Raw genomic sequence first — 14,463 nt, forward strand, 5'->3', positions numbered from 1 at the left:
CGGGGCTTTTTTGTAAGGCTTTTTGTGGGAGCGAGCCTGCTCGCGATGGACGTCAACGATTACGCGTGAAGCCTGACACCCCGCGGCGCCCTCAAGTCCATCGCGAGCAGGCTCGCTCCTACAGATCAGGGAGTCGAGGCCAATGGTGGCGAAGCCAGGGCTTTCTCCACCGCCTCAATGAACTCGGGATCATCCGGCTTGGTCAGGCTGGAGAAACTTGCAACCACCTTGCCCTGGCGATCGACCACGTACTTGTAGAAATTCCACTTCGGCGCGCTGCTCTGTTCGGCGAGGACCTTGAACAGGTGCGCTGCATCGTCGCCACGGACTTTCTGCGGCTCGGTCATGGTGAAGGTCACGCCGTAGTTCACGTAGCAGACCTTGGCGGTCTCGGCGCCGTCCTTGGACTCCTGCTTGAAGTCATTGGACGGCACACCGATCACTTCCAGTCCCTGCGCCTTGTAACGCTGATTGAGCGCCTCGAGGCTTTTGAACTGCGGGGCAAAACCACAGAAGCTCGCGGTATTGACCACCACCAGCGGCTTGCCCGCGAAACGCTGGCACAGATCGATGGATTCATTGGCACGCAACTTGGGCAACGAGCCTTGCAACAGCGCCGGGCACTCTGCCGCCTGGGCCAATCCGGTAAACGCTACCAGTAACGCGGGAACCGCCAACCAGCGCATCAGCATATCGGTGCTTCCTTCAGAATTCGTGTGAGATTGAAGTTACTCGCCCTCACTTGCTGCTAGCAAGCATCCTTCTGCACGCCGCCTTTTAACACGCCCCCATGCCCAACTGCATCAACGCCAAGCCTCCCTGATGCCAGCCCCACCATGCCACGGCCAGCAACAAGGCACAGGCGGCGATCATCAGGACCCGCGGCCAGTGGCTGTTCATGTCGCACTCATCTGGCTTTGCAGGCGCGCCACCGGCCGCTCACGCACGGGCCAGTTCAGGGCCGCAGCCATCAGGCTCAAGAGAATCGCCACCTGCCAGATCAAGTCGTAGCTCCCGGTCCGGTCATACACCACCCCGCCCAGCCAGCCACCGAGAAACGACCCGAGCTGGTGAAACAGGAAAACAATCCCACCGAGCATGGACAGGTTTCGTACGCCGAACAAGGTGGCCACGGTGCCGTTGGTCAAGGGAACGGTCGACAACCACAGGAACCCCATGGCCATGCCGAACAGGTAGGCGCTGGTCGTCGTCACCGGCGCCCACAGGAACAGTGCGATCACCACGGCGCGCAGCAGATACAGGCCGGTCAGCAGACGCGGCTTGGACATGCGCCCGCCGAGCCAGCCGGCGGTATAGGTGCCGAAGATGTTGAACAGGCCGATCAGCGCCAGCACCGTGGTGCCCACCGTCGCCGGCAGATGTTGATCCACCAGGTAGGCCGGCAGGTGCACGCCAATGAACACCACCTGGAAGCCGCAGACAAAAAAGCCGAACGCCAGCAGCCAGAATCCCGAATGGGAACAGGCCTCGCGCAGTGCTTCAGAAAGGGTCTGTTCGTGGCCCATGACCGGCAGCGGCTTGTCCTTGAGCATGCCCACCAGCGGCACGATCAGCGCCACCAGCAGCCCCAGCGCCAGCAACGCCGCCGACCAGCCGAGCCAACCGATCAGTCCGAGCGTGCCTGGCAGCATGGCGAACTGGCCGAACGAACCGGCCGCGCTGGCGATACCCATGCCCATGCTGCGTTTTTCCGGCGGCACCGCGCGCCCGACCACGCCGAGGATCACCGAGAAGGACGTGCCGGACAGGCCGATGCCGATCAGCAGGCCGGCGCTCAGGGACAAGGTCACCGCCGAGTCGGAAAGCCCCATGCACACCAACCCCGCCGCGTACAGGACACCACCGACCAGCACCACTTTCGCCGCGCCAAAGCGGTCGGCCAGGGCACCGGTGAAGGGTTGCGCCAGGCCCCAGATCAGGTTCTGCAGGGCGATGGCGAAGGCGAAGACCTCACGCCCCCAGCCGAACTCGGCGCTCATCGGCGCCAGGAACAGCCCGAAGCCGTGTCGCACCCCCAGGGACAACGCCAGGATCAGCGCACTTCCCAGCAAAACCCAACCGCACGTACGCCACATCGAGGTCATTTTTGTTCTCCATACGCGGGTATATACCCGCTTAATATCGTAAAAACTGGCCTCAGGCCAGTTCGTCCAGCAATTTCAGTAAGGTCTCACGCTTTTCCGCGCCCAGGCGATCGACCAATCGCTGTTGCGCCGCTTCCCAGGCCGGCAAGGCGGCTTTCAGGCGCTCGGCGCCCGCCTCGGTCAGCAAGACGATGCGATTGCGCATGTCCTCACCTTCGACCAGCGTCACCAGCCCTTCGCCTTCCAGCACCCGCAAATTGCGCCCCAGGGTGCTGCGATCCAGGCCCATGGCCTCGGCGAGGGTGGAAATACTCGGTTGATCCAGGCGCTGCAGGTTGCACAGCAAAGAATACTGCGCGACGTTGATCCCGAAGCCATCGAGAGCGCCGTCGTAATGCCTGCTGACGCCACGGGCGGCGCGACGCAGGTTGATGCATAAACATTGGGAATCGAGCATGGTGCGTGTATATACCCGTGGTTAAATGATTGCAAATTTATGTTACATCAAACCCCAACCTTCTGTAGGAGCGAGCGGGCGGCGATCCGGCTTGCCCGCGAAGAACGATGACGCGGTCGGCTTGATGGACCGCGGCGCGCCCTTCGCGGGCAAGCCTCGCTCCTACAAGGACTCAGAGCAACGTCACGCCCACCAGCACTGCTACTTCCAATAGCTCCAGCAACGCCCCCGCCGTGTCGCCTGTCGTGCCGCCCAATCGGCGCAGCATCACTTGCCTCAGCCAGGCAAACATCAGCGCCGCCAGCAGCAGCGCCCAAACGCCGTTGAGGCCAGCGATCAGCACGCACAGCAAGGCACTGCCCGTCAACACCTGCTTGCCCGCCGATCGCGGAAGATGATCGGCCAGGGCCTGGCCCAAACCGCCGGGACGCACATAGGGTGTGGTCAGGAACAGCCCCAGCAACGCACTGCGACTGATCAGGGGAACGATGATCAGGGCCAGCGCCTGCTGCTGTTCGATCAGCGCGACCAGCGCAGCGAACTTCAGCAGCAACACCAGCACCAGCGTGACCACGGCGATCGGCCCGCTGCGCGGATCCTTCATGATCGTCAGCGTGCGCTCGCGGTCGCCAAAGCCGCCCAGCCAGGCGTCGGCGCTGTCGGCCAGGCCGTCCAGGTGCAGCGCGCCACTGAGCAGCACCCACACCGTCAGCAGCAGTGCCGCATGCAGCAACAGTGGCGCCCCCAGCAACAGCCCGTTCATCCCCCACAGAATGCCGCCGAACAGCAAGCCCACCAGCGGATAAAACAGCAGCGAGCGCCCCAGTTCCTCGGGCGTCGGCATGCCCGGCAGACGAATCGGCAGGCTGCTGAGAAATTGCAGGGCGATCCAGAATGGCAACATGTTCAGCGCACTTCCTTCAAGACGCCACCGGGCTCGACCGACAGCGAGAACAGCGCGCCATGAGCCACTTCGACATTGAGCAACTGCTCGCGTGGCAAGCCCCGGGCATGGGCCAGTAACAAGCGCATGACCCCGCCATGACTGACCAGCAGCACGCGTTCGCCAGCGTACTGCGTATGCAAGCGCGCCACTGCCGCCAGCACCCGCGCGGAAAAGTCCGCGACCGGTTCGCCCTCAGGCGGGGTAAACGAGTAAGGATCAGCCCAGAACAGACCCAGGGCCTGGGCGTCGGTTTCCATCAGCGCCGCGGCGCTCTGCCCTTCCCAGGCACCGAAATGCAGCTCCTGCAGGTCTTTGTCCAGTTCGATCGGCAGTCCTGATTGCGCCGCCAGCTCTTCGGCGAAGCGCGCACAGCGCTGCAACGGCGAACTGACCAGGCGATCCCAAGGCCCCTGCTCCACCACCGCCTGGCGCATCTGCGCCCAGCCCTTGTCGGTCAGCGCGTCGTCGAGGCTGCCGCGCAAGCCACCGCCGAGCTCGGTTTCACCGTGGCGCAAGAGATCCAGGTGCAAGATCATGCCGGGCGATCCGCCACCGCCGCTTCGGCGAACGTCGCCATCTGCCCGTGCAGGTCGCAGGCCAGGCGCAACAATGGCACGGCCAACGCCGCGCCACTGCCCTCGCCCAGGCGCAAGCCGAGGTCCAGCAAGGGTTCGGCCTCCAGGGCTTCCAGCACATGGCGATGCCCCGGCTCGGCACCGCGATGAGCGAACAACAGCCATGGCCGGCACGATGGATTCAAGCGCACCGCCACCAACGCCGCGACACTGCAGATGAACCCGTCCACCAACACCGCAATGCCTTGCTGGGCGCACGCCAGGTAGGCACCGACCAGTGCGGCGACTTCAAACCCACCGAGATTGAACAGGGTTTGCAGCGCATCGCCACGCTGAGCGCCGTGCAGTACCAGCGCGCGCTCGATCACCTGCGCTTTATGGCTGACCCCCGTCGCATCCAGCCCCGTACCGGGCCCGGTCAGGTGCGCCACCGGGCAATCCAGCAAGGCACAGGCCAGGGCGCTGGCCGCCGTGGTGTTGCCGATGCCCATTTCGCCACCAATGAACAGTTGCGCGCCCGTTGCGATGGCACGTTGCACGCTGTCGCGACCGGCCTGCAACGCACGTTCGCCTTGGGCCACGGTCATCGCCGGCCCCTGGGCAAAATTCGCCGTGCCGGGCCCGATGTTCAGGTGTCGCACACCCGCCAGGTTCAACGACGGTGTGACGGTGCCTAGGTCGACCACTTCCAGGGAGGCGCCCAGCTGCCGCGCCAATACGCTGATCGCCGCACCGCCGCTGACGAAGTTGTGCAGCATCTGCCCGGTGACTTCCTGGGGATAAGCCGACACGCCCTCGGCCACCACACCATGGTCACCGGCGAAAATCGCGATCGACAAGCGTTCCAGACTCGGCTTGACCTGCCCCTGGAGTCCGGCCAGTTGTACTGCCACCGACTCAAGCTGGCCGAGGGAGCCGGCCGGCTTGGTCAGTTGCTGTTGACGGGCTTGCGCCTGCTCGACTGCCTGGGCGTCGATCGATTGGCACGGGTTCAGCCACCAGGATGGGTTCATAACGCAGTTCCTTTCAGAGTCAGGGGCAGGCCGGCGACGGTCAGGACGACACGCTGACAACGCTCGGCCAGGGCTTGATGCAGCCAACCGGCTTCATCGACATAGCGGCGAGTCAATTCGCCCAGCGGCACGACACCCATTCCGGTCTCGTTGCTGACAAAAATGATTTCACCCGGCAATGACGCCAGGCATTCGAGCAAGGCATCGCGTTCAGCGGTCAGACGCTGGTTGTCATCGAGCATCAGCAGATTGGTCATCCACAGCGTCAGGCAATCCACCAGCAGGCAGCGATCGGCCCGGGCGGTTTCGCGCAGGACGCGGGCCAGTTCCACAGGCTCTTCGATCAACGCCCATTCGGCCGGACGGCGGGCGCGGTGATGGGCGACGCGTTCGTTCATTTCGCCGTCCAGGGGTTGGCTGGTGGCGATGTAGGTCACTTGCAGCTGGCTGTCTGTTGCCAGTTTTTCTGCCAGGCGACTCTTGCCGGAGCGGGCGCCGCCGAGGATCAGTTGGAGCATGGTTGATTCCTTTAAATCTTCAGTGAGGCAACGGGCCTCTTCGCGGGCAAGCCTCGCTCCTACAAGGCGCTCACCGTACCTGTAGGAGCGAGGCTTGCCCGCGAAGGGGCCAGTACAGCCACCTCAAAAACCACAGAGCTCCCGCAACAGCCGGGTATCCAGATGCTTCTCCACCAAATCCGCCAGCCGTTCGATATCGCGCTCGCGCAACCCGTGGTAATCCACCTCCTGCACCGCCTGCAATCCCGCCCACCGCAACAGCGCACTGCACGCCGCCGGGGATTCGAACAAGCCATGCAAATAAGTGCCGAAGATCTGCCCATCAACACTCTGCGCGCCATCGCAGCGACCGTCGTCCAGCTGCACGGCGGCGCTCTCCAGGGCCGGGCCGGTGGTCACGCCAGCGTGGATCTCGTAGCCGCTGACTTGCGCATTCTCCAGCGCCAGGCGACCGCGCACATTGCGCAGTTGCTTGTGTTCTTTGAGCTGCGTGGCGAATGCCAGCAGGCCCAGGCCGTCACTGGACCCCGGCGCGCCTTCAAGGCCCAGCGGGTCATGCACTTGCTCTCCGAGCATCTGCAGGCCGCCGCAAATGCCCAGCACTTTGCCGCCATAGCGCAGGTGTCGCGAGATCGCGGTTTCCCAGCCGTTGGCGCGCAGATAGGCTAGGTCGCTGCGCACGCTTTTCGATCCGGGCAGAATGATCAGGTCGGCCGCCGGAATCGCCTGGCCTGGGCCGATGAATTGCAGATCCACTTGCGGGTGCAGGCGCAGTGGATCGAAATCGGTGTGGTTGCTGATGCGCGGCAATACCGGCACCACCACTTTGAGCACCTGCTCGGCCTTGTCGGCCTGGCGCTGGTCGATACCGTCCTCGGCCTCCAGATGCAAGTCCATCACGTACGGCAGCACCCCGATCACCGGTTTGCCAGTACGCGCTTCAAGCCAGTCGAGACCGGGTTGCAGCAGGGCGATGTCACCGCGAAAACGGTTGATGATGAAACCCTTGACCCGTGCCTGCTCGGTGGGCGACAGCAGTTCCAGGGTGCCGACCAGGTGGGCGAACACCCCGCCGCGATTGATGTCGGCGATCAGCACCACCGGGCAATCCACCGCTTCGGCGAAGCCCATGTTGGCGATGTCGCCAGCGCGCAGGTTGATCTCGGCCGGTGAACCCGCGCCCTCGACCATCACCACCGGATACGCCGCGCTCAAGCGCTCATGGGAGGCCAGCACCGCTTGCATCGCGATGGCCTTGTAGTCGTGATAGGCCACGGCGTTCATCGTGGTGACCGCACGCCCATGGATGATCACCTGGGCGCCGGTATCGCTGTTGGGCTTGAGCAGCACCGGATTCATGTCGGTGTGGGGTTCAAGAAAGGCGGCCTGGGCCTGCACCGCTTGCGCGCGACCGATCTCGCCACCGTCGGCAGTCACCGCGCTGTTGAGCGCCATGTTCTGCGGCTTGAACGGCACCACGCTGACACCCTGGCGTGTCACCCAGCGGCACAATGCTGTCACCAGCGTGCTTTTACCGGCGTCGGACGTGGTGCCCTGCACCATCAAGGTAGTCATTGGTTTTCCCTGGTGAAGGCTTCGAATGCTGCATCCAGCCGTACCCAGTCGGCTGCATCGCCAGGCAGGCCGAAACGCAGGCTGCTGTTGTGGGTGAACAGGCGCAACAGGATGCCGCGCCGGGCCATGAACTCGTGCAGCACTTCAGCGCGCTCGGTGATCAGCCATTGGAACAAGGCGCAACCGCCCTGGGGTTGGAAGCCGTGCCGGGTCAACAAGGTTGCCAGCCGCTCACTGGCCTCATCGGCGCGAACCCGCTGACGCACGTGCCCTTCGGTGTCGCGCAGGCACGCCTGGCCCAGCACTCGGGTCGGTCCGCTGACCGCCCACGGACCCACCTGTTCGGCGAGCAATTTGAGCAACTTGCGCTCAGCCAGGACAAAACCCAGGCGCACGCCGGCCAGGCCGAAAAACTTGCCAAAGGAACGCAGCACGATCAAGCCGACCTGATGGGCGAAGGGCGCCACACTCAGGTGCGGCGTGTTGTCCATGAAGGCCTCGTCCACCACCAGCCAGCCACCGCGCGGGGCCAGGCGCGAATGCCAGTCGAGCAGCCGGGCGGGCGTCAGGTTCAGCCCGGTCGGGTTGTTCGGGTTGACCACCACCAGCACGTCGAGGCTGTCGACGAAGAAGTCGACTTCCTGCTCCAGTACTTCGCGCACGATGTAACCATTGCGGCGCCACGCCTCGGCATGTTCGGCATAACAAGGCGACAGCACGCCGACCTTGCCCGCCCGCCGCAAACGCGGCAGCAACTGGATGGCCATCTGCGAACCGGCGACCGGCAGTGCCTGCAGGGTCCCGTAGTAGTCGCAGGCCGCCTGCTCCAGGCCGTCATCGGTTTCCGGCAACCGCGCCCAGGCCCGTTGCGGGATTTCCGGCACGGGAAACGGCCAGGGCGCCAGGCCGCTGGACAGGTCAAGCCAATCGGCTTCGTCGATGCCGTAATCGTGCGCCGCCTTGCGCAATCGTCCACCGTGCTCAAGCATAAAATTCAGCCCCCACGCACAGAATCAGCAGCCACAACCATACCCCTCGCTGCACCAGTTGCCAGCCGCGGTCGATGGCGTCGGCATCCGCCGGAACGCCCTCGCCCAGCGTCGGGCGCTGATGCAGTTCACCGTGATAAATCGCCGGCCCACCCAGCTCGACGCCCAACGCACCGGCACCCGCCGCCATCACCGGGCCGGCATTCGGGCTGTCCCAGGTTGGCCCCTGGGTGCGCCAGCATTTCAACGCCAGGCGGGTTTTGCCCAGCAGCGCATAGGTCAGCGCCACCAGGCGCGCCGGAATGTAATTGAGCACGTCGTCGATCTTCGCCGCCGCCCAGCCGAATCGCTCGAAGCGTTCGTTGCGATAGCCCCACATCGCGTCCAGGGTGTTGCTCAAACGGTAGAGCACCACGCCCGGCGCACCGGCCACGGCAAACCAGAACAGCGCGGCAAACACCGCGTCGCTGCCGTTTTCCAGCACCGATTCGGTGGCGGCGCGGGCTACGGCGGTTTCATCCAGATCACTGGTTTTGCGGCTGACCAGGTAACTCACACGCTGGCGCGCCTCTTCAAGATCACCGCTGCGCAAGGCCTTGGCCACCGGCGTGACGTGCTCGCCGAGGCTGCGCATGCCCAGGGCGCAATAGAGCGCGAGAATCTCGACGATCCAGCCGAGGTAAGGCGCCCAGGAAAGTGCGGTGGCCAACAGGGTCAACGGCAACACCACGATGACCCACGCGGTGACCCCATGGCTGCGCCAACCGCGACCGCCGCCATTGAAACGTTGCTCGATGCGCTCGGCAAAACGGCCGAACGCCACCAGCGGATGCCAGCGCTTGGGTTCACCCAGCAGCGCATCCAGCGCTACCGCGGCGACACTCAACAACGCCACACTCATTGACTCACTCCCCAATAATTTTCATACAACAGCTCACTCAACGGACGCGCTTGCGCCCAGCCTTCGAGTACCAGCATTGGCGCCGGATAGAAGGCCTTGACCGGTCCCAGGCAGAGAATGGCCAAGGGCTTGGCGCCAGGCGGCAGGCCCAGCAGGTCCGCCAAAGCCTGCGGTTCGAACAGCGAAACCCAGCCCATGCCCAGCCCTTCGGCGCGGGACGCCAGCCAGAGGTTCTGGATCGCGCAGGACAACGAGGCCAGGTCCATTTCCGGCAGGGTGCGACGACCGAAGATATGCCGCTCTCGATCGTCCATCAGCGCGGCCACCAGCACCTCGGCGCAATCGTTGATGCCTTCGACCTTGAGCTGCATGAATTCGTCGGTACGCTCACCGAGGGCCTCGGCGGTGCAGACACGCTCCTGCTCCACCAGCCGCTGGATTTGGCTGCGCAAGGTGCGGTCGCTGATGCGGATAAAGCGCCAGGGCTGCATCAGGCCGACACTCGGCGCCTGATGCGCGGCCTCGAGCAGGCGCCGCAGCAATTCGGGTTCGACCGTGCCGCCGGCGAAGTGACGCATGTCGCGGCGTTCGCCGATGGCGCGGTAGACCGCTGCGCGTTCGGCGTCGGAGAAGGCGTTGTCAGTCATGGCCTCTTCGCTGGCAAGCCAGCTCCTACAGGGGTTACGTGATCAACTGTAGGAGCGAGCTTGCTCGCGAAGGCGTCCGAAAGGTCAGGCGCAAACAGCGCGGCAACCGCCGATGGATTGGACGGAAAATAAAAGTGCACATAAGAGGCCGTCATCCGCCCCTCGCGATAAACCGCCTCTGCCCCGCGCCCGCCATTAGGGCTCAAACCACGGGCAATCGGCTCAAGCTCGGTACTGGTCAGCGAATGATGATAGGTGTGCCCACGCAGAGACCCTTCCGGCAACTCCACCGATTGCAGAGCCAATGCAGCAAGACGCTTCTGCATCACTGCATCACCCTTCAACAAACCGACCAGCGCTGCACGCTCCCCCTCGACATCGGTCAACGAATCGAGCAAATAAAGCATGCCGCCACATTCGGCCAACAGGGGTTTGCCGGCGGCGTGGTGAGCGCGGATCGCGGCCAACATCGAGGTGTTTTGCGACAGCGCTACATGGTGCAATTCTGGATAGCCGCCCGGCAGGTACAGGCTGTCTGCTTCTGGCAAACCCGCGTCACGAATCGGCGAGAAAAACTGCAGTTCGGCGCCCATCGCCCGCAGCAAGTCGAGGCTGGCGCCATAGGTAAAGGCAAACGCTTCGTCGCGGGCCACGGCAATGCGCACGCCCGCCAGCAAGGGTTCAGCAGTCAGCACATCTGGCGCGGCGAACTCCACCGCCGGCGGCAGCGCGACTTCGCAACTGCTAGCCAAGGCGTCGGCCGCCGCATCGAGGCGCGCATCAAGATCGTTCAGCTCACTGGCCTGCACCAGGCCAAGGTGCCGACTCGGCAATTCGATCCCGGTCTCCCGGGACAAGGCGCCGTACCAGCGCAGGCCTTCGGTCAGGCTGCCTTCGAGCAGTTGCGCGTGACGCAGGGTACCCACGCGGTTGGCCAGCACGCCGGCAAATGGCAAGTCCGGCTGGTAACGCGCCAGGCCCAGGGCCAGGGCACCAAAGGTCTGGGCCATGGCGGTGCCGTCGATCACAGCGAGCACCGGCACGCCGAAATGCCGCGCCAGATCAGCGCTGGACGGCGTACCGTCGAACAGCCCCATGACGCCTTCGATCAGGATCAGGTCGGCCTCGCTGGCGGCCTCCCACAACAGGCGGCGACTGTCCTGCTCGCCGACCATCCACATGTCCAGCTGATACACCGGCGCACCGCTGGCGCGTTCGAGGATCATCGGATCGAGAAAATCCGGACCGCACTTGAACACGCGCACCTTGCGTCCCTGGTTACGATGCAACCGGGCCAGCGCGGCGGTCACGGTGGTCTTGCCCTGACCGGACGCCGGCGCGGCAATCAGCACCGCCGGGCAATGTCGAGGCTGGTTCACAGCTCGACGCCTTTTTGCGCCTTGATACCGGCCTGGAAGGCGTGCTTGATCATGCCCATTTCGGTGACCGTATCGGCCAGCTCGACCATCTCCGGCTTGGCGCCGCGACCGGTGACCACCACGTGCTGCATGGGCGGGCGGGCCTGCAAGTCGCTGAGCACCTGGTCGAGATCGAGGTAGCCGTGCTTGAGGGCAATGTTCAGTTCGTCCAGCACCACCAGGCCGATCGATGGATCGCGCAGCAGTTGCTGCGACACTGCCCAGGCCGCTTCGGCAGCAGCGATGTCGCGCTGGCGGTCCTGGGTCTCCCAGGTGAAGCCCTCGCCCATCACATGAAAACGCACCTGCTCGGGGAAGCGCCGGAAGAACAACTCCTCGCCGGTGCTGTTGCGCCCCTTGATGAACTGCACCACCCCGCACTGCATGCCATGCCCCATGGCACGCGCAAGCATGCCGAACGCCGAGCTGCTCTTGCCTTTGCCATTGCCGGTCAACACCAGCAGCAGGCCGCATTCGTTCGGGGAATTGGCGATGCGTTCGTCGATCACGGCTTTTTTGCGCAGCATGCGCGCCAGATGACGTTCGTCACGATCAGGGGTATCAGACATGGGGGAGCTCTCCGTTGAGGCAGGATTAACGGCGGGCAGGCACAAGAATAGACGGCAAGAAGCCTGGCATCGCCCACCGTGATGCCGCTTGGATGGATCAGGCCGGTCTCCGGGCTCATGAGCGGCGTAATGCCTGACTGCGCGCCTTCCCGCATCAATGATCGACGCAGTGGCTTCAGACGCAGTTTTCACTCATTTACCGTTGCGGGGGCAGCGCCGGGATCGCAGGGCTTCATCGACTGAAGCGCTCACTCACCGGCTTCCCTGTTTCACTCTGTCGACCCAAGCCACAGAGCACCTGAAACAAGCGGCGAAGGTTAGAGGGTTGGGGGTGGAGCGTCAATTGAAGACGCGGTGCCACAACGAATAACTGCCACTGATCAATAAAATGACGTCAATCTTGCGCCACACTGACAGCAGTGATATCAAATAGCCACAACCTCAGAACACAATAACAAGGGTGAACCCCATGCAAGGCATGATCATCAGCAATCCGAAGCTGGAATTCCTGCGTCCAGTACTGGAACGCTGGTTCGACTGTATCGACCGCTACAACGCCGTGCGCGGCGACAGCGAGACACCCTACTGGCTCGACGAAAAAGCCAACCTCGGCCTGCTCTCTGCCGCCGCGTGGATGGCCGAGATGATCACACTGCAGCAATCGCCCACCCGCAAACAGACCGAGGAAGGCGAACGCAATGGCCGCGCCGATCTGTTTATCGCCACCACCGAAGCACGCGCCTGGCTGCAGGCCACGCAGCGCTGGCCGCGGGTCAACAGCCTGAACCTGACCCAAGCCCTGCAGGACATCACCAGCGACGCGAAACAAATCAGCTACGCCAGCGACCTGAAAATCGGCTGCCTGTTCGTCGCTCCGCACAAAAGCCAGCAAGGCGCCACCCCCGAAGAACTGCAGGACATGGTCGATGACCTGCAAAAGGAGCACTGCTGCGCCGTGGCCTGGTATTTCCCCTATGCCTACCGCAAATTGCGCAATGAAGCCGGCCACTATCACCCTGGTATTGCCGTGTTGCTCAAGGAAGCTCGCGGCTGAGGTTGAACCATCGGGCTGCCACGCTTCTCTATGATTTAAGCCACTTCATTCATAGGGAAGGTCAGCAATGCGCACGTCCCAGCTGGTTTTCGTTATCGCACTGGCGGGAGGGCTCGCCGCCTGTGGCGAAACCGCCCGCTTGCAAGTCATCGACGGCACCGGGCCGTCTCCCAAGCTCCCGGAACCGAACAAGACACTGCTTCCAACGATGAACATCGCCCCGGCCATCGGCTGGGCGGACGGCGCAAAACCCGTCGCAGCCAACGGCACCCAGGTCAGCGCATTTGCCGAGAACCTCGATCATCCGCGCTGGCTATACGTGCTGCCCAATGGCGACGTACTGGTCGCCGAAACCAACGCCCCGCCCAAACCCGATGACAACAAAGGCATCAAGGGCTGGATCACCAAAAAAGTCATGGGCCGCGCCGGTGCCGCCGTGCCGAGTCCGAACCGCATCACACTGCTGCGCGATACCGACCACGATGGCATTGCCGAAACCCGCACGGTATTCCTCGAAAACCTCAACTCACCCTTTGGCATGACCTTGGTCGGCAATGACCTGTACTTTGCCGACACCGACCGCCTGCTGCGCTTCCACTATGAAAACGGCGACACGGCCATCAAGACGAAACCGATCAAGGTCGTCGACCTGCCGGGGGGCACCCTGAATCACCACTGGACCAAAAACGTCATCGCCAGCAAGGACGGCAGCAAGCTGTACGTCACGGTGGGCTCCAACAGCAACGTCGGTGAAAACGGCATGGACCAGGAGCAAGGGCGCGCGGCGATCTGGGAAGTGGATCGCGCCACCGGCAACCACCGGATCTTCGCTTCCGGCCTGCGCAATCCCAACGGCATGGCCTGGGAGCCACGAAGCGGTGCGCTGTGGACGGCCGTCAACGAACGGGACGAAATCGGCAGCGACCTGGTGCCGGACTACATCACCTCGGTGAAAGATGGCGCCTTCTATGGCTGGCCGTTCAGTTATTACGGCCAGCACGTCGACGTGCGCGTCGAGCCGCAAAACCCCGACCTTGTGGCCAGGGCGATTGCACCGGACTACGCGGTCGGCCCCCACACCGCCTCACTGGGCCTGGCGTTTGCCGAAGGCAACCGGTTGCCGGCGCAGTTCAAGGAAGGCGCGTTCATCGGCCAGCATGGCTCATGGAACCGCAAGCCGCACAGCGGCTACAAAGTGATTTTCGTGCCCTTTAGCGGCGGCAAGCCGAACGGGCAACCGGTGGACGTGCTCACCGGATTCCTCAATGACGAGGAACAAGCCATGGGCCGGCCGGTGGGCGTGGCGATCGATCAGCAAGGCGCCTTATTGGTGGCCGATGATGTGGGGAACAAGGTGTGGCGGGTGTCGGCCGCGCAGTAACCCGCACTTGAAAAACAGGCCGACCGGTCGGCTTTTGCTTTTGCTTTAGATCTTGATTTTCTTGCCCCCTCACGCCCTGAGCCTGTTCGTCAACGTCAACGCCTGTGGGAGATTGTTGTCTGAGTACATATCCATTGCTGCGGTAACGGCGGCTTATGGTTTCGCCCTTACGGCGACTCACTTTTCCAAACGCCGGAGTGCCGGCCCAGCAAAAAGTAAGCAAAAGGCTTTGCCCCACCACTCGGTGCCTCGCTGTGGCTCGGCATGCCCTCTCTCCGGCATTGCTCCGTGGGTCGCCGCGATGGGCCGTCCCTG

16 protein-coding genes and 1 riboswitch are annotated in these 14,463 nt (G+C 63.6%); of the genes, 2 read left to right on the plus strand and 14 right to left on the minus strand.

What is annotated here, in order from left to right:
• Nucleotides 1-125 precede the first annotated feature (125 nt).
• The 14 genes from HFK74_RS30795 to cobO all read right to left on the minus strand — a co-directional run bounded on the left by HFK74_RS30795 (nucleotide 126) and on the right by cobO (nucleotide 11,713).
• Nucleotides 126-692 carry a glutathione peroxidase gene (locus HFK74_RS30795; RefSeq protein WP_180206830.1) on the minus strand — a complete coding sequence of 189 codons (567 nt, stop codon included), beginning with the start codon at nucleotides 690-692 and terminating at the stop codon, nucleotides 126-128.
• 85 nt (nucleotides 693-777) lie between these two features.
• On the minus strand, nucleotides 778-900 hold the full coding sequence (locus HFK74_RS33360; RefSeq protein WP_257230480.1) for a hypothetical protein: 123 nt from the start codon (nucleotides 898-900) through the stop codon (nucleotides 778-780).
• Complete coding sequence (locus tag HFK74_RS30800; protein WP_008065262.1) at nucleotides 897-2,105, minus strand: MFS transporter; 1,209 nt, start codon at nucleotides 2,103-2,105, stop codon at nucleotides 897-899. Before HFK74_RS30800 ends, HFK74_RS33360 begins: the two co-directional genes overlap by 4 nt.
• Nucleotides 2,106-2,157: 52 nt before the next feature.
• The gene (locus tag HFK74_RS30805) at nucleotides 2,158-2,562 is read right to left on the minus strand and encodes a MarR family winged helix-turn-helix transcriptional regulator (RefSeq protein WP_008065263.1); all 405 of its coding nucleotides are present in this window, start codon (nucleotides 2,560-2,562) and stop codon (nucleotides 2,158-2,160) included.
• A gap of 172 nt (nucleotides 2,563-2,734) precedes the next feature.
• Entirely contained in the window at nucleotides 2,735-3,466 is a 732-nt protein-coding gene (locus HFK74_RS30810) for an adenosylcobinamide-GDP ribazoletransferase (protein WP_180206831.1), read from the minus strand.
• A gap of 2 nt (nucleotides 3,467-3,468) precedes the next feature.
• Entirely contained in the window at nucleotides 3,469-4,044 is a 576-nt protein-coding gene (cobC, locus tag HFK74_RS30815; protein ID WP_180206832.1) for an alpha-ribazole phosphatase family protein, read from the minus strand.
• On the minus strand, nucleotides 4,041-5,096 hold the full coding sequence (gene cobT, locus HFK74_RS30820; protein ID WP_180206833.1) for a nicotinate-nucleotide--dimethylbenzimidazole phosphoribosyltransferase: 1,056 nt from the start codon (nucleotides 5,094-5,096) through the stop codon (nucleotides 4,041-4,043). Before cobT ends, cobC begins: the two co-directional genes overlap by 4 nt.
• The gene (gene cobU, locus HFK74_RS30825; RefSeq protein WP_180206834.1) at nucleotides 5,093-5,614 is read right to left on the minus strand and encodes a bifunctional adenosylcobinamide kinase/adenosylcobinamide-phosphate guanylyltransferase; all 522 of its coding nucleotides are present in this window, start codon (nucleotides 5,612-5,614) and stop codon (nucleotides 5,093-5,095) included. Before cobU ends, cobT begins: the two co-directional genes overlap by 4 nt.
• A gap of 123 nt (nucleotides 5,615-5,737) precedes the next feature.
• Nucleotides 5,738-7,189, minus strand: a complete 1,452-nt coding sequence (locus tag HFK74_RS30830; RefSeq protein ID WP_180206835.1) for a cobyric acid synthase — start codon at nucleotides 7,187-7,189, stop codon at nucleotides 5,738-5,740.
• Entirely contained in the window at nucleotides 7,186-8,178 is a 993-nt protein-coding gene (gene cobD, locus HFK74_RS30835; RefSeq protein ID WP_180206836.1) for a threonine-phosphate decarboxylase CobD, read from the minus strand. Before cobD ends, HFK74_RS30830 begins: the two co-directional genes overlap by 4 nt.
• Complete coding sequence (gene cbiB, locus HFK74_RS30840) at nucleotides 8,171-9,079, minus strand: adenosylcobinamide-phosphate synthase CbiB (RefSeq protein WP_180206837.1); 909 nt, start codon at nucleotides 9,077-9,079, stop codon at nucleotides 8,171-8,173. The genes cobD and cbiB overlap by 8 nt, the downstream gene beginning before the upstream one ends.
• Nucleotides 9,076-9,726, minus strand: a complete 651-nt coding sequence (bluB, locus tag HFK74_RS30845; protein ID WP_180206838.1) for a 5,6-dimethylbenzimidazole synthase — start codon at nucleotides 9,724-9,726, stop codon at nucleotides 9,076-9,078. The genes cbiB and bluB overlap by 4 nt, the downstream gene beginning before the upstream one ends.
• Nucleotides 9,723-11,105, minus strand: a complete 1,383-nt coding sequence (locus HFK74_RS30850; RefSeq protein ID WP_180206839.1) for a cobyrinate a,c-diamide synthase — start codon at nucleotides 11,103-11,105, stop codon at nucleotides 9,723-9,725. The genes bluB and HFK74_RS30850 overlap by 4 nt, the downstream gene beginning before the upstream one ends.
• Nucleotides 11,102-11,713, minus strand: a complete 612-nt coding sequence (gene cobO / locus HFK74_RS30855; RefSeq protein WP_008065287.1) for a cob(I)yrinic acid a,c-diamide adenosyltransferase — start codon at nucleotides 11,711-11,713, stop codon at nucleotides 11,102-11,104. The genes HFK74_RS30850 and cobO overlap by 4 nt, the downstream gene beginning before the upstream one ends.
• An 82-nt stretch (nucleotides 11,714-11,795) precedes the next feature.
• Nucleotides 11,796-12,030: riboswitch (cobalamin riboswitch) on the minus strand.
• 152 nt (nucleotides 12,031-12,182) lie between these two features.
• On the opposite strand from cobO, the gene HFK74_RS30860 reads away from it, so the two are divergent.
• Nucleotides 12,183-12,767: a hypothetical protein gene (locus HFK74_RS30860; protein ID WP_180206840.1), complete on the plus strand. Its 585-nt coding sequence runs from the start codon at nucleotides 12,183-12,185 to the stop codon at nucleotides 12,765-12,767.
• Between the two features lie 67 nt (nucleotides 12,768-12,834).
• A complete protein-coding gene (locus HFK74_RS30865; RefSeq protein ID WP_180206841.1) occupies nucleotides 12,835-14,148 on the plus strand; it encodes a sorbosone dehydrogenase family protein in 1,314 nt (437 codons plus the stop codon).
• The last annotated feature ends 315 nt before the right edge of the window (nucleotides 14,149-14,463 follow it).

Source organism: Pseudomonas sp. SbOxS1, from assembly GCF_013416725.1.
Lineage (GTDB): Bacteria > Pseudomonadota > Gammaproteobacteria > Pseudomonadales > Pseudomonadaceae > Aquipseudomonas.

Bases quoted from the DNA above. Each gene is read 5' to 3' on its own strand.
- HFK74_RS30795 (WP_180206830.1), bottom strand. From the start codon at position 692: ATGCTGATGCGCTGGTTGGCGGTTCCCGCGTTACTGGTAGCGTTTACC.
- HFK74_RS33360 (WP_257230480.1), bottom strand. From the start codon at position 900: ATGAACAGCCACTGGCCGCGGGTCCTGATGATCGCCGCCTGTGCCTTG.
- HFK74_RS30800 (WP_008065262.1), bottom strand. From the start codon at position 2,105: ATGACCTCGATGTGGCGTACGTGCGGTTGGGTTTTGCTGGGAAGTGCG.
- HFK74_RS30805 (WP_008065263.1), bottom strand. From the start codon at position 2,562: ATGCTCGATTCCCAATGTTTATGCATCAACCTGCGTCGCGCCGCCCGT.
- HFK74_RS30810 (WP_180206831.1), bottom strand. From the start codon at position 3,466: ATGTTGCCATTCTGGATCGCCCTGCAATTTCTCAGCAGCCTGCCGATT.
- cobC (WP_180206832.1), bottom strand. From the start codon at position 4,044: ATGATCTTGCACCTGGATCTCTTGCGCCACGGTGAAACCGAGCTCGGC.
- cobT (WP_180206833.1), bottom strand. From the start codon at position 5,096: ATGAACCCATCCTGGTGGCTGAACCCGTGCCAATCGATCGACGCCCAG.
- cobU (WP_180206834.1), bottom strand. From the start codon at position 5,614: ATGCTCCAACTGATCCTCGGCGGCGCCCGCTCCGGCAAGAGTCGCCTG.
- HFK74_RS30830 (WP_180206835.1), bottom strand. From the start codon at position 7,189: ATGACTACCTTGATGGTGCAGGGCACCACGTCCGACGCCGGTAAAAGC.
- cobD (WP_180206836.1), bottom strand. From the start codon at position 8,178: ATGCTTGAGCACGGTGGACGATTGCGCAAGGCGGCGCACGATTACGGC.
- cbiB (WP_180206837.1), bottom strand. From the start codon at position 9,079: ATGAGTGTGGCGTTGTTGAGTGTCGCCGCGGTAGCGCTGGATGCGCTG.
- bluB (WP_180206838.1), bottom strand. From the start codon at position 9,726: ATGACTGACAACGCCTTCTCCGACGCCGAACGCGCAGCGGTCTACCGC.
- cobO (WP_008065287.1), bottom strand. From the start codon at position 11,713: ATGTCTGATACCCCTGATCGTGACGAACGTCATCTGGCGCGCATGCTG.
- HFK74_RS30860 (WP_180206840.1), top strand. From the start codon at position 12,183: ATGCAAGGCATGATCATCAGCAATCCGAAGCTGGAATTCCTGCGTCCA.
- HFK74_RS30865 (WP_180206841.1), top strand. From the start codon at position 12,835: ATGCGCACGTCCCAGCTGGTTTTCGTTATCGCACTGGCGGGAGGGCTC.